The 13645-nt window shown below is 69.5% G+C and carries 13 protein-coding genes; 2 read left to right on the top strand and 11 right to left on the bottom strand.

The annotated features are described in order from the left end of the window. Positions 1 to 15: 15 nt before the first annotated feature. The 9 genes from OG870_RS03665 to OG870_RS03705 all read right to left on the bottom strand — a co-directional run bounded on the left by OG870_RS03665 (position 16) and on the right by OG870_RS03705 (position 9881). Positions 16 to 759: a PIG-L deacetylase family protein gene (locus OG870_RS03665; RefSeq protein WP_266524262.1), complete on the bottom strand. Its 744-nt coding sequence runs from the start codon at positions 757 to 759 to the stop codon at positions 16 to 18. Positions 760 to 840: 81 nt separating this feature from the next. After that, positions 841 to 2151 carry an alpha/beta fold hydrolase gene (locus OG870_RS03670; RefSeq protein ID WP_266593583.1) on the bottom strand — a complete coding sequence of 437 codons (1311 nt, stop codon included), beginning with the start codon at positions 2149 to 2151 and terminating at the stop codon, positions 841 to 843. Between the two features lie 101 nt (positions 2152 to 2252). After that, complete coding sequence (locus tag OG870_RS03675; protein WP_266524255.1) at positions 2253 to 3278, bottom strand: LacI family DNA-binding transcriptional regulator; 1026 nt, start codon at positions 3276 to 3278, stop codon at positions 2253 to 2255. Positions 3279 to 3357: 79 nt separating this feature from the next. After that, positions 3358 to 4770, bottom strand: coding sequence for a BNR repeat-containing protein (locus tag OG870_RS03680; RefSeq protein ID WP_266593581.1), 1413 nt, complete (start codon positions 4768 to 4770; stop codon positions 3358 to 3360). A 34-nt stretch (positions 4771 to 4804) separates the two neighbouring features. Continuing rightward, the gene (locus OG870_RS03685) at positions 4805 to 5125 is read right to left on the bottom strand and encodes an L-rhamnose mutarotase (protein WP_266524247.1); all 321 of its coding nucleotides are present in this window, start codon (positions 5123 to 5125) and stop codon (positions 4805 to 4807) included. Positions 5126 to 5157: 32 nt separating this feature from the next. After that, positions 5158 to 6237: a rhamnose ABC transporter substrate-binding protein gene (gene rhaS / locus OG870_RS03690; protein WP_266524245.1), complete on the bottom strand. Its 1080-nt coding sequence runs from the start codon at positions 6235 to 6237 to the stop codon at positions 5158 to 5160. A gap of 122 nt (positions 6238 to 6359) precedes the next feature. Continuing rightward, the gene (locus tag OG870_RS03695) at positions 6360 to 7334 is read right to left on the bottom strand and encodes an ABC transporter permease (RefSeq protein ID WP_266524243.1); all 975 of its coding nucleotides are present in this window, start codon (positions 7332 to 7334) and stop codon (positions 6360 to 6362) included. Beyond that, positions 7327 to 8367, bottom strand: coding sequence for an ABC transporter permease (locus OG870_RS03700; protein WP_266593579.1), 1041 nt, complete (start codon positions 8365 to 8367; stop codon positions 7327 to 7329). Before OG870_RS03700 ends, OG870_RS03695 begins: the two co-directional genes overlap by 8 nt. Beyond that, positions 8364 to 9881: a sugar ABC transporter ATP-binding protein gene (locus tag OG870_RS03705; RefSeq protein WP_266593577.1), complete on the bottom strand. Its 1518-nt coding sequence runs from the start codon at positions 9879 to 9881 to the stop codon at positions 8364 to 8366. Before OG870_RS03705 ends, OG870_RS03700 begins: the two co-directional genes overlap by 4 nt. 271 nt (positions 9882 to 10152) lie before the next feature. Between OG870_RS03705 and rhaI the strand changes: the two genes are divergently transcribed. Further along, positions 10153 to 11313: an L-rhamnose isomerase gene (gene rhaI, locus OG870_RS03710; protein ID WP_327690607.1), complete on the top strand. Its 1161-nt coding sequence runs from the start codon at positions 10153 to 10155 to the stop codon at positions 11311 to 11313. A gap of 45 nt (positions 11314 to 11358) precedes the next feature. Here the strand turns inward: rhaI and OG870_RS03715 are convergent, their stop codons facing one another. Both OG870_RS03715 and OG870_RS03720 read right to left on the bottom strand, forming a co-directional pair. Beyond that, positions 11359 to 11724: a YciI family protein gene (locus OG870_RS03715; RefSeq protein WP_327690608.1), complete on the bottom strand. Its 366-nt coding sequence runs from the start codon at positions 11722 to 11724 to the stop codon at positions 11359 to 11361. Beyond that, complete coding sequence (locus OG870_RS03720) at positions 11721 to 12584, bottom strand: LysR family transcriptional regulator (protein ID WP_266593573.1); 864 nt, start codon at positions 12582 to 12584, stop codon at positions 11721 to 11723. Before OG870_RS03720 ends, OG870_RS03715 begins: the two co-directional genes overlap by 4 nt. A gap of 169 nt (positions 12585 to 12753) precedes the next feature. Here OG870_RS03720 and OG870_RS03725 point away from each other — a divergent pair, with 169 nt between their 5' ends. Further along, on the top strand, positions 12754 to 13629 hold the full coding sequence (locus tag OG870_RS03725) for an NAD(P)H-binding protein (RefSeq protein WP_266593571.1): 876 nt from the start codon (positions 12754 to 12756) through the stop codon (positions 13627 to 13629). The last annotated feature ends 16 nt before the right edge of the window (positions 13630 to 13645 follow it).

The raw sequence follows: 13645 nt of genomic DNA on the forward strand, positions 1-13645 counted from the left end.
GCCAGGCATGTCGTGCTAGCGGCTGAAAACCTCGAAGGCCACGGCCGGCCTGCCCCCGAACTGCTCGGCCATCCGCTCGGCGTTCGCGGTGAGGAATCGGCGGACGTACGCCTCCGGGTCCTCGTCGGTCAGTGCCGCGATGTAGGAGCGGTGTTCGAGCAGCGAGCGCACCGCGCGCTCAAGGCCGGCCGACGCGTCCGCCGCGTGTGTGGGTGAGGAGGAGCCGGCGATGGCGACCCAGCGAACGCCGTCCCAGGGTTCCAGCCCCTGCTCCACGAGTTCGGGGAAGATCCACCGGTTGCCGGCGTCACCCGCCGCGTCGAGCGTGGCGCGCCCGACGGCCACGTGGTCCGGCGTGTTCCATGCGACGCCGCCCCAGGTGTCCCGGTGGTTGAGGGTGATGACCAGCTCGGGCCGGTACCGGCGGATCGCGGCGGCGATGTCGCGGCGCAGGGCGGGACCGTACTCGACGACTCCGTCCCTGTGATCGAGGAACTCCACCTCCGACACCCCGACTACGGCCGCGCTCGCCCGCTGTTCCCGCTCGCGCAGTGGTGCGCACTTGGCGGGCTCCAGTGTGTCGATGCCCGCCTCGCCGCGCGTCGCCAGCACATAGGCGACCTCGCGCCCCCCGTCGGTCCAGGTGGCGACGGCCGCCGAGCAGCCGTACTCCAGGTCGTCCGGGTGGGCGACGACGGCGAGGGCGCGCCGCCAGTCGACGGGCATGGGCTGGAGCTGGGCGGTCTGCGGCTCGGTCATGGCCGCAGACTAGTGCCCCGGCAGGCAACGTTTGCCCATCAAGGAGCGGCCAGTAGCCCGTGGCGGTGACGTCGCGCCTTGTCACGCCTCGTCACGGGCGAGGGCGAGCAGCCGGTCCAGCACCCGGGGTCCGCCGGCCCGTACCCCGTCGTGCTCGAACTCGTCGGTCACCCAGGTGCGCAGGCCCCGGATGGTGCGGGCCGTCTCCAGAGCGTGGGCCGTGTCGACGTACATGTCGTCGTGATACACGGCCGCCGCGACGGGAACCTCGTTGGCGGCGAGGTGCGCGGGGTCGTAGAGGGGCGCCCAGTCGGTGCGGGCGGCGAGGAGTTCGGCCGTTTCGCGCAGGGGGCGCAGGGCCGGGTCGCAGTCGAACATCCAGGGGTGGACCGACTCTCCCGTGAACATCAGCGGGCTGTCACCGGCGAGCGTCTTGGCCGCGTCGAACTGGGGGAACTCGGCGCGGACGCGTTCGGCCGCCCAGGCGGTGGGGCGCTCGTCCTGCCCGTAGATCGCCTCGTGGACGAGGGCGTACAGCGGATGGCTCGCGTACGACAGGAGGCCCTGGACCTCCTCCTGGAAGGCGTCGGACAGGACCGGGCCGTGCGAGGCGCTGACGAAGGCGTCCTCCAGCAGGTAGTGCAGGCGGTGACTGCCCTCGCTGCCGCCGAGGACGATGCCGAGGGACTGGAAGGCCTCGACGGTCAGGCGGTAGCCGTTCGGCAGGGTCACCTCGTGGGTGAGGAGGTGGTCGGCGATACGGCGGGCGCGTTCGACGTCCTGCGGGTAGCGGGCGTAGTGCGCGCTGACCTTGCGCTCGATGCGGGGGTAGGCGGCGCGGTAGACCTCGTCGGCGTGGGCGTCGAGGGAGGGCAGGCCGCCGGCGATCACGGCGGCGGTCAGGCCCTCGGGGGCGCTGGAGAGGTAGTTCACCGTGCAGAAGCCGCCGAAGCTCTGGCCGAGGGCGGTCCATGGGGCCCCGCCGGTGACCTGTGGGCGGATCGCCTCGCAGTCGCGGACGATCGCGTCGGCGCGGAAGTGCGCGAGATAGTCGGCCTGTTGCGCCGGGCCGCCGCGCAGCGGGAGGGTCTGGCGGTTGGCGGGGGTGGAGTGGCCGGTGCCGCGCTGGTCGAGGAGCAGGACGCGATATTCCTTGAGGGCGCGGCCGAGCCAGGACGACCTGCCGACGAAACGATTCGCCCCGAAGCCGGGACCGCCCTGGAGATAGACCAGCCACGGCAGGTTCTGCTGTGCCCTGTCTGCTTTGTCGCTCGCGACGACCTCACGGGCGAAGAGCTCGATCGCCTCCCCCGCCGGGTCGTCGTGGTCGAGGGGCACGGTGAAGCGACGGTCGGTGAGGACGACACCGGGCTGACGGTACGTGGCGGTCAACAGGTCTCCAGGGACGGACGGGTTTCGGGCCGCGTCCCACTTCATCACAGGTTCGTCCGGTGGCCGACCCCTGGGATCATGAAAACCTACTGAACCGACGATCAGCGGGCGGACAGGCTCGAACGCCGTACGACCAGCTCCGGCTGGAGCACGACGCGCCGGTGTTCGTGACGCTTCGTCCCGGTCTCCGCGTCCGTCTCCTCCAGTAGGAGCTCGGCGGCCAGGGCCCCCATGGTGACGGCCGGCTGCCGGACCGACGTCAGCGGTACGGCCGCGGCGGCGGCGAACTCGATGTCGTCGTAGCCGACGATGGCGAGGTCGTCGGGAACGCCCACGCCCGCCGCGAACATGGCCTGCAGGACGCCCAGCGCGAGGAGGTCGTTGGCACAGAAGACCGCGGTGGGGCGGTCCGCGAGGCCGAGAAGACGGGCTCCGGCGTCGCGGCCGGCGGCCACGTCGAGCCGCTCGGTGGGCAGCTCGCGCAGGGCGTCGGGGCCGAGGCCCGCCTCGGCGAGCGCGTTCAGGGCGCCCGTGCGTCGGTCGCGCACCTGGTTGAGGCCCGGCGGTCCGCTGACGTAGGCGATGGTGCGGTGCCCGGCATCGACCAGATGGCGCACGGCCAGCGCGCCGCCCGCCACGTCGTCGACGGAGACCGAGCACTCCGTGGTGCCCTCGGAGACCCGGTCGACGAGGACGAAGGGGATGTTGTGCCGCCGGAACGTCTCGATGTTCCGGCCGGTCGCGTCGGCAGGCGTCAGCAGCACGCCCCGCACCCGCTGCTCGGCGAACAGCGACAGGTAGTCGGCCTCCTCGCCGGCACTCTGCGCGCTGTTGCAGACCATGACACCCAGTCCGGCGTCGCGCGCGGCGCGCTCGGCGCCGCGCGCCACGTCGACGAAGAAGGGGTTGCCCATGTCCAGCACGAGCAGTCCCATGATCCGGCTGCGGCCCGCGCGCAGCTGGCGTGCGGACTCGCTGCGGACGTAGCCGAGCCGGTCTATCGCGGACTGCACCCGCGCCCGGGTCTCCGTGGCGACCGTGTCCGGGCGGTTGATCACGTTCGACACCGTGCCGACGGAGACTCCGGCGGCGCGGGCGACGTCCTTGATACCCACCGACTGGGACATCAGGCAGGGACCTCCAGGAGGGCGCGGGACGGCCGGAAGGCCTTCACATTACCGTCAACATCAGGTGCGTCCGGCCCGGTCACGCGGGTAGTGCGAAGTCGGCGACATGCAGCGCCGAGGGGGTCGTACCGCTCGACTTCTCCTGGTACATGAACGACAGCACGTTGTCCGCCGCGACCCGCAGTTCGTCGATCACGACCTCGCCGAAGGCGTTCAGGTCGCCGCCGTCGTACAGCAGCGTCCAGTCGGTGTAGCCGGAGGACTTGGACGCCCCGGCGATCCGGCCGAAGGGAAAGATCGCGTAGGCGTTGTCGTACCTGTCCAGGACCAGCTTGGTGCGCTGGCTGGAGTCGAGGGCGATCGGGATCTCCGTCTTGGTCCAGGTTCCCGAGGAGTTCTTGCGGAGGTGGAAGGCGCGGCCGTTGGCGGTGCGGTCGCTGACGTAGTTGGTGGTGCACTGGCCGAAGCGGCCGGGCACGTAGCTGATGATGGCGTGCGGGAGGCCCGAGGAGTCGGTGGTCTGGCTCTCCTGGTTCATCAGCGAGTGGTCGGGGTTCAGCGAGTCGACGACGAGTCCGCTGTCCGTGACGGCCACCGTGTCGGAGCTTCCGGTGGTGCCTACGACGGTGCCGGCGTCGTTGCGCCAGGTGCGGCCGCGGTCGGTCGAGTGGACGTAGCCCGTGTCGTGGTTGGTGATGCCGCCGCTGTTGCACATCACGGCCGCGTTCTGCTCGCGCCAGGTGAAGAAGGAGTGCAGTCGGCCGCCCGCGTCGTAGTCGATGCCGTGCAGGTACATGTTGCGGGCGGTCGAGGAACCGTGCGTGCTGGTGTACGTCCCCGTGGAACTGGACCACTCCCCCAGTGCCGTCCAGCTCGAACCGTCGTACTCGGCAAGGGCGTTGCGGCCGTTGCCGGAGATCCCGACCCGGTAGCTGAGCTGCAGCCTGCCCTCGGGGGTGGAGATGAACTGGGGGTAGGTGAACTGTGTCGTGAGCGCCAGTCCGTCGAGCGAGGTCTGGACGGAGCCGAAGACCGACGACGTCCAGGACGTGGTCGCCGGGTTGTCGAGGAGTCCGGCGATCGACTTCACGTAGAAGTAGCCGTCGCTGTGGGAGTCCATGTTGATATGCAGGCGGCCGTCGACCTTGGAGATGCCCATGGAGATGACGTTGTGGGAGTCGCTGCTCTTGAGGGTGTGGGAGAGCGTGACCGTCGACCAGCTCGATCCGCCGAGTACACGGCGGGCGATCACGGCCCTGCCCGTCGACGTGTACCAGGCGGCGTACTGGTGGCCCTTGTACGTGAACAGGCCGTTCTTCTGGAACGAGTTGTTGTTGACCAGGCCGTCGTAGGAGATGAAGAAGACGGCCTGGGAGTCGAGTCGGGTGGTGCTCTTCTTGCTGACGGAGGGGCCGGGAACGGCGGCCCGTGCGATGCCCGGTGTTGCCACGGCGGCCAGTATGGCGGTCGCGAGCACGGTGCGTCTTCTCATGAGCGGCTCCGGGGAGGGAGGTCGGGTAAGCGGGTCAGGCCAGGTGGAACACTTCGGCGAGCGGTTTCATGGCCTCGTCGGGCCGGGCGCCGTCCAGCGACTCGAAGAACGGCGCCATCTCGGCCTGCCAGCGGGCGTTGACCTCGGTGGCCTCCATGCCGGCGACGGCGGCCTCGAAGTCCTCCGTCTCCAGGTAGCCGACGAGCAGGCCGTCGTCGCGCAGGAAGAGCGAGTAGTTGTGCCAGCCCGTGGCAGAGAGCGCTTCGAGCATCTGGGGCCACACGGCAGCGTGGCGTTCGCGGTACTCGGCGAGTCGGTCCTCACGGACCTTGAGGAGGAAACAGACGCGCTGCATGAAGTACCAGCTTCCCAAGGGGGCGAAGGAGCCTAGAAGTTGAACTCGTCGATGTTCTTCGCGTCGAACACGGTCGGCTTGCCGAGGGTGATCACGCCGTCCTTGCCGATGGTGTACTCGGTGGAGCCGGCCTTGAAGGTCTCGCCCTCCTTGCCGGTGATCTGACCCGAGGCCAGTGCGACGGCGGTGCGTGCGGCGAGGTCGCCCAGCTTCGCCGGGTCCCACAGCTCGAAGCCGTCGACGGTGCCGTTCTTGACGTACTTGCGCATGTCGTTGGGGGTGCCGAGGCCGGTCAGCTTGACCTTGCCCTTGTACTTGGAGCCGGACAGGTACTGGGCTGCCGCCTTGATGCCGACGGTGGTCGGGGAGATGATCCCCTTCAGGTTCGGGTACTGCTGGAGCAGGCCCTGGGTCTGCTGGAAGGACGCCTGGGCGTCGTCGTTGCCGTACGCGATCTTCACCAGCTTGACGTTCTTGTACTTCGGGTCCTTCAGCTCGTCCTTCATGAACCCGATCCAGGTGTTCTGGTTCGTGGCCGTCTGGGCGGCGGACAGGATCGCTATCTCGCCCTTGTAGCCGATCTGCTGGGCGAGCAACTGCACCTCGGTGCGGCCGAGGTCCTCAGCGCCGGCCTGCGACACGAAGGCGTTGCGGCAGTCGGCTTTGGTGTCGGAGTCGTAGGTGACGACCTTGATGTTGTTCTTCATGGCCTGCTTGAGCGCGGTGCACAGGGCGCCCGGGTCCTGCGCGGAGACGGCCATGGCGTTGACCTGCTGCTGGGTGAGCGTGTTGACGTAGCTCACCTGGCCGGCGGTGTCGGTGGCGCTGGACGGACCGACTTCCTTGTACTTGTTGCCCAGTTCGGTCAGCGCCTTCTCGCCGCCCTTGTCGGCGGAGGTGAAGTACGGGTTGTTGACCTGCTTGGGCAGGAACCCGACGGTCAGGCCCTTCTTGAGGGCGGCGTTCGGGTCGGCCTTGCCGGCGGAGGCGGCCGGGCCGCCGTCGTCCTTGACGTCGTTCTTGGTGGTGCCACCGCAGGCGGTCGCGGCAAGGGCGAGGGAGGTGACGGCGGCGAGGGCCGCACAGGTGCGGCGGAGGGATGACTTGCGCATGGCGGTTCCTTATGACGAAGGTGAGTGCGACGCGCCCCTGAAGGGGCGCGGGACTGTGTTGAATGTGCGGCTCCGCCGCGTGGGCGCGACCAGCCGCATCCGGCCCGCAGCCAACGAACGGCCTATCCGGCGGAGCGAGCCGCTCTCGCGATGGAAACCTGGCGTGCGACACGCGGCCCGAGCACGGACACGACGAGCAACACACCGGTGACGACGATCTGCGACTGCGCCGAGACATTGAGCAGACTCATCACGTTCTGCAGCGCACCGAGCAGAAAGACACCCGCAATCGCACCGCCGAGCGTGCCCTTGCCGCCGTCGAAGTCGATGCCGCCGAGCAACACGGCTGCGACGACGGAGAGTTCGAGGCCGGTGGCGTTGTCGTAGCGGGCGCTGGCGTAGTGCAGGGCCCAGAAGATGCCGGTGAGGGAGGCCATCAGGCCGGTTACGGTGAACAGGATCAGCTTGTGCCGCTTGACGCGGACACCCGCGAACCGCGCCGCCTCCTCACTGGCGCCGATTGCGAACAGCGAGCGTCCGAACGGGGTGGCGTGCAGGACCACGACGGCGATCGCGAGCAGCACGAGGAAGGGCAGGAAGGCCTGCGGGACGAAGGTGTTCCCGATCCTTCCGGCCGCGAAATCCAGGTACTGCGTGGGGAAGTCGGTCACCGCGTCGGAGCCGAGCACGATCTGTGCGATGCCCCGGTAGGCGGCGAGGGTGCCGATGGTGACGGCGAGGGAGGGCAGTCCGAGCCGGGTGACGAGCAGGCCGTTGACCAGCCCGCAGGCGACTCCGAGCAGCAGGCAGATCGGGATGATCGTCTCGATCGCCATGCCCTCGTTCCACAGCTTGCCCATCACCGCGCCCGACAGACCGGCCGTGGAGGCGACGGACAGGTCGATCTCTCCGGCGACGACCAGCAGGGTCATCGGCAGGGCGATCAGGGCGATGGGCAGGGTGTTGCCGATCAGGAAGGACAGGTTGAGCGCGTTCCCGAAGCCGTCGACCGTTCCCAGGGACAGCAGCAGCAGGACGATCAGGAGGGCGCCGACGACCGTGTCCCAGCGGACCGCGCGCGTCAGGGAGTCAGGCATGGCGGGCGTTCCTCTTCTTCAGGGCCGAGGCGACGCGCAGCGCGACGACCCGGTCGACCGCGATGGCGAGGATGAGCAGGATGCCGTTGATGGCGAGCACCCAGACGGAGCTGACGCCCAGGGCGGGCAGCACGCTGTTGACGGAGGTCAGCAACAGGGCGCCCAGCGCGGCCCCGTAGACACTTCCGGAGCCGCCGGTGAAGACGACGCCGCCGACCACGACCGCGCTGACGACGGTGAGTTCGTAGCCGCTGCCCGTGCTGGAGTCGACGTTGCCGAAGCGGGCCAGGTACATGGCGCCCGCGAGTCCGGCGAGGCCTCCGCAGAAGGTGTACGCGGCCAGGATCCGCTTGCGCACGGGGATTCCGGCCAGCCGCGCGGCCTCCGGGTTGGATCCGAGCGCGTACAGCTCGCGCCCGCTGCCGAAGTGCCTGAGGTAGTACGCCGTCGCCACCAGCACCGCCAGGGCGATCAGCGCCGGCCACGGCACCGCGGAGATGCCGCCGGAGCCGAAGTCCACGAAGCCGCCGGGGAGATCGGCCGCCGTGATCTGGCGGGAGCCGACCCAGATGGAGTCGACGCCGCGGATGATGTAGAGCGTGCCGAGGGTGACGACGAGCGCGGGCACCTGGCCGAGGCTGACGAGCAGGCCGTTCACCAGGCCGAGGCCGATGCCGAGCAGGACGGCCAGGACGACGGATACGACCGGGTTGCCACCGCCGTGCAGATAGTCGCCCGCGGCGAAGGCGGTGATGCCGAGGGTCGAGCCGACCGACAGGTCGACGTTCCTCGTGATCACCACCGGGGACTGCCCGGTGGCGACCAGCACCAGGATGGTCGCGTTGAGGAGCAGGTCCTTGATGCCCTGCTCCGACAGGAACTCGCTGTTGCCCGCCTGGGTGATGCCGATCATCACCAGGAAGACGGCCAGGATGGCGAGTTCGCGCATCTTGAAGACGCGGTCGACGAGCCGGGTGCCGCTGGACCGCGGCACCTCGGCGACGGGGGTCTCGTCGGGGGTGGTCACCGTCATGCGGCGGCCCTCCCGGTGGCTGCGGCCATCACGGCTTCCTCAGTGGCGTCGGCGCGTGGGATCTCGGCGGTCAGGCGTCCTTCGTGCATGACGAGCACGCGGTCGGCCATGCCGAGGATCTCGGGCAGGTCGGAGGAGATCATCAGGACGGCCACTCCGTCAGCGGCCAACTCGCTGAGGAGCCGGTGCACTTCGGCCTTGGTGCCGACGTCGATGCCGCGGGTGGGCTCGTCGACGATCAGCACCCTGGGGCCGGTGGCGAGCCACTTGGCCAGGACGACCTTCTGCTGGTTGCCGCCGGACAGGGTGTTGACGGTGTCGGCGATCCGGGCGTACTTGACCTGGAGCTTCACGGCCCAGTCGAGGGAGCGGCGGCGTTCGGCGCCGCGGTCGACGAGGCCCGCCCTGACGGTCGTACGAAGTCCGGTGAGGCCGATGTTGCGCTCGATGGACATGTCCATCACCAGTCCCTGCGCGCGCCGGTCCTCCGGGACGAGCGCGAGACCGGCGGCCATGGCGACGGAGGGGGCGCCGTTGGTCAGCCTCCGCCCCAGGACCTCGACCTCACCGCCGTCCCAGCGGTCGATGCCGAAGACGGCCCGCGCGACCTCCGTACGGCCGGCGCCGACGAGTCCGGCGAGACCGACGATCTCGCCGTGCCGCACGTCGAAGGAGACGTCGGTGAAGACGCCCTCGCGGGTCAACCGCCGTACGCTCAGGGCGACTTCGCCGGGTTCGACGTCCTGCTTGGGGTACAGCTCGTCGAGGTCGCGGCCCACCATGCGCCGCACCAGGTCGTCCTCGGTCATACCCTCGGTCGGCTCACTGGAGATCCAGGCGCCGTCACGCAGGGTGGTGACCCGCCGGCAGATCTCGAAGATCTCCTCCAGCCGGTGCGAGATGAACAGCACCGCGGCTCCTTGTTCGCGCAGGGTGCGTACGACGCCGAAGAGGCGGGCCACCTCGCTTCCGGTGAGCGCGGCCGTCGGCTCGTCCATGATCAGGACGCGGGCCTCGAAGGAGAGGGCCTTGGCGATCTCGACGATCTGCTGGTCGGCGATCGACAGACCACGGGCCGGACGGTCGGGGTCGAGTTCGACACCGAGGCGCTGCATCAGCGCCAGGGTCGCCGCGTGCGTGGCCTTGTGGTCGATGCGGCCGAGGGCGCGCCGGGGCTGGCGGCCCATGAAGATGTTCTCGGCGATCGAAAGGTCGGGGAAGAGCGTGGGCTCCTGGTAGATGACGGCGATGCAGGCGTCGCGTGCGTCGCCTGGCCCGTGGAAGACGACGGGCTCGCCGTCGAGCAGGATCCGGCCGGCGTCGGGCCGGTGCACACCTGCAAGGGTCTTGATCAGGGTCGACTTGCCCGCGCCGTTCTCTCCGGCGAGCGCGTGCACCTCGCCGGGGAACAGCTCCAGGGAGACGTCCCGCAGGGCGCGCACCGCGCCGAAGGACTTCGAGATGTCCTCCAGCGCCAGCACCGGGGCCGGACCCGGGTCGGACGGGTGGGTCATGAGGGGCTCCTCGACAACGCCGACAAGGGCATCACGACGTCGTGAAAGGTTTCAACTTGGTTGCCGGGACGTTAGGCGCGCAGCCCATGTCACGTCAATGGGTCCGCCTCGAAAAGATTTCGAGAGCCCTTCGAGAGCCAAAGTTCACGGTCGATCCACGGGCAACAGCCTCGGCCGGGACGCTTGACACCCCTACGGGGAGCTCTAAGCTTCATCTACTGAATCGATTCATCCGCATGCCGTTCCGGCCCGACGTCACAGGAGCCCTGAAGTGACCGAGCTCGCCGCGGTGAAGGCCGCGCTGAAGACCCAGGCAGTCGAGACGCCCTCGTGGGCGTACGGGAACTCGGGGACCCGTTTCAAGGTGTTCGCACAGCAGGGCGTTCCACGCACGCCGCAGGAGAAACTGGCCGATGCGGCGCAGGTGCACGCGTTCACGGGCGTCGCCCCGACCGTCGCCCTGCACATTCCGTGGGACAGGGTCGACGACTACGGCGCCCTGGCGAAATACGCCGAGGACCACGATCTGAAGCTGGGAGCGATCAACTCCAACACCTTCCAGGACGACGACTACAAACTCGGCAGCATCTGCCACCCCGACCCCGCCGTACGCCGCAAGGCCCTCGACCATCTCATCGAATGCGTCGACATCATGGACGCCACGGGCTCCCGGGATCTGAAGCTGTGGTTCGCCGACGGCACCAACTACCCCGGGCAGGACGACCTCCGCGAGCGCCAGGACCGGCTCGCGGAAGGCCTGGCGGCCGTCTACGAACGGCTGGGCGAGGGGCAGCGCATGCTCCTGGAGTACAAGTTCTTCGAGCCCGCCTTCTACGCCACCGACGTCCCCGACTGGGGCACCGCGTACGCCCACTGCCTCAAGCTCGGCGAAAAGGCACAGGTCGTCGTGGACACCGGACACCACGCACCCGGCACCAACATCGAATTCATCGTCGCCACCCTCCTGCGCGAAGGAAAACTCGGCGGCTTCGACTTCAACTCCCGCTTCTACGCCGACGACGATCTGATGGTGGGTGCCGCCGACCCCTTCCAGCTCTTCCGGATCATGTACGAGGTGATCAGGGGCGGAGGGTTCACCTCCGACGTCGCCTTCATGCTCGACCAGTGCCACAACATCGAGGCCAAGATCCCAGCGATCATCCGCTCCGTGATGAACGTGCAGGAGGCGACCGCGAAGGCCCTGCTCGTGGACCGGGACGCGCTGGCCGCGGCTCAGCGTGAGGGCGATGTGCTCGCGGCGAACGCCGTGCTCATGGACGCCTACAACACCGACGTACGACCGCTGCTCGCCGAGGTCCGCGAGGAGACGGGGCTCGACCCCGACCCCATGGCCGCCTACCGCCGCTCCGGATGGGCCCAGAAGATCGTCGCGGAGCGGGTCGGCGGGGAGCAGGCCGGTTGGGGAGCGTGAGGGCCGCTGCTCGTCGGCCGGGGTCGGTCATGCGCAGGCTGCGGGTCAGCCTTCGGCCATGCCGAAGACGTCGTGGATCGGGCGCACCTCCACCGCCACGACGTGGAAGTCGAGGACGCGTTCGCCGATCTCCCTCGCCCGCTCAGGGGTCGCGCAGTCGATCACGTAGTAGGCAGTCAGCTGTTCGGTGGTGTCCGTGAACGGTCCGTCCGCCGGTCTCGGTCCGTCCGCGTGGTGGTGGATGGTCGCCGTGTCCCGCGGGAGAGCCAGGCCGGCTCCGTTGAGCATCTCGCCGGTGCCCTCCAGATCCTGATGGAGGGCTTCGTGCCGGCGGAGGACATCCGCGCGTTCGGCGGCCGTCATCGCCTCGGTCGCCGCGGGGTCGGCGTACATCAGCACCATGTACTTCATGCCGCCTTCCTCTCCGAGGGGACCACCGAGGTCGCCGCGCGGACCAGTGCGGCCGTGGCTGTCGAGCGGGACTGCTGGGGCCAGACGATCGACAGAGTGGCGGGGGGTGCGTCCGGGACCTCCCGGTAGGCGATGCCCGGGCGCGGATAGCGGACCGTCACCGATTCCGGCAGCAGTGTCACCACCTCGCCGAGCTCGACGAGTGTGAGCAGCTGGGACAGGTCGGCGATGTCGTGGCGTTCGACAACGCTGTCCAGGTAGCGGGCCAGGCCGTCCAGGCGACCCGGCTCGACTCCCGGGATGGCCAGGTCGGCGAGGGACAGGCGGTCGAGGGCGGCCAGGGGATGAGCGGCCGGGAGTGCGGCGACGCGGGGCTCGACAGCCACCGTCTCCGCGTCGAGGCCCGTCCGGTCGAACGGTTCGTGGATCAGGGCCGCGTCCGCCTCGCCCTGACGGATCAGGCGTGCCTGGTCGCCCCAGCCGGACAGGCGGATCGTCACGGGGAGGGCGGCGGCCTCGGTCGCGTAGCGGGCCAGGATGGGTTCCAGCAGGCCCCCGTCGCCGTCGGCCTTGATGGCGAGAACCAGCTTGGACTCGGGGCCTGCCGCACGCTGGGCTCGGCGTCCGGCCGCCTGCAGGGCGTCGAGGGCGATCCGGGCCTCCTTGAGCAGGACTGTCCCGGCTGGCGTCGGCCTGACACGGTGCGTGGTGCGCTCGAAGAGCGTGATGCCCAGGTCCGCCTCCAGCTTGCGGATGGCGCGGGAGAGGGGCGGGGCGGAGATGCCCAGCCGTTCGGCGGCGCGGGCGAAGTTCAGCTCCTCCGCGACGGCGACGAAGTAGCGCAGCGATCGGGACTCCACGACCTGCCACCTCCGTTCGGTATGACCCAGAGGGTAACAAGCGGGACCTGGTCGATCCTTCCGTCCGCCTGGGGCCGCGGCGCAGGATCGAGGCATGCGGTTCCCGGGCCGTCCGTGCGCGGCCAAGGGTGTCAACCGCCTTCCCAGCGAGCCCTCTTGGAGCTTTTCCATGCTTGTCATCACCACTCCCACCGGTCAGATCGGCCGCCAGGTCGTCGACGGCCTTCTCGACGCCGAGGAGCCGGTCCGGGTGATCGTGCGCGATCCCGCCCGGCTCTCCCCCGCCGTGCGCGAGCGGGTCGAGGTCGTCGAGGGTTCGCACAGTGACCCGGATGTCGTCGGGAAGGCGTTCGCGGGCGCGCATGCCGTGTTCTGGCTGGTGGCTCCGGACCCCCGGGCGGAGAGCGTCGAGGGTCACTATGTGGACCCCACCCGGGCGGCGTGCAGGGCGATCGGCACTCTGGGCGTCAAGCGGGTGGTCGGCGTCTCGACCATGGGACGCGGGATCGAGAAGAACGCGGGGCACCTGTCGGCGTCGGTGGCCAAAGACAGGATGATCGAGGACACGGGGGTGAGCTATCGGGCGCTGCAGCCGCCGGCCTTCATGGAGAACCTGCTCTGGCAGGTCGAGGCGATCAGGAACCAGGGCTCGTTCTTCTGGCCGCAGCCGGCCGATCGCGTGCTCCCGACCGTCGCCACGCGCGACATCGCCGCGAAGGCCGTCGAACTCCTGCGCCACGACTCCTGGGGCGGTCAGGGAGGCGTGCCGGTGGTCAGCCCCGACGCCCTCTCCCCCGACGGCATGGCACAGGTCGTCTCCGAAGTGCTGGGGCGACAGGTCCGCTACCAGCAGGTCGGCATCGAGGCGTACCGGGCGACGATGCTGCAACACGGGGCGAGCGAGGCGTGGGCGCAGGGTCTGGCCGACATGGCCGTCGCCCAGAACAACGGCGCCTACGACGAGGACCACCGCACCGCATCGCCCGGCCCCACCGGCTTCCGGCAGTGGTGCGAGGAGGTGCTCAAGCCGGCCGTCCTGGCCTGAGCAGCTCCACCACACG

The sequence above is a fragment of the Streptomyces sp. NBC_00461 genome, from assembly GCF_036013935.1.
Classification (GTDB): Bacteria; Actinomycetota; Actinomycetes; order Streptomycetales; family Streptomycetaceae; genus Streptomyces.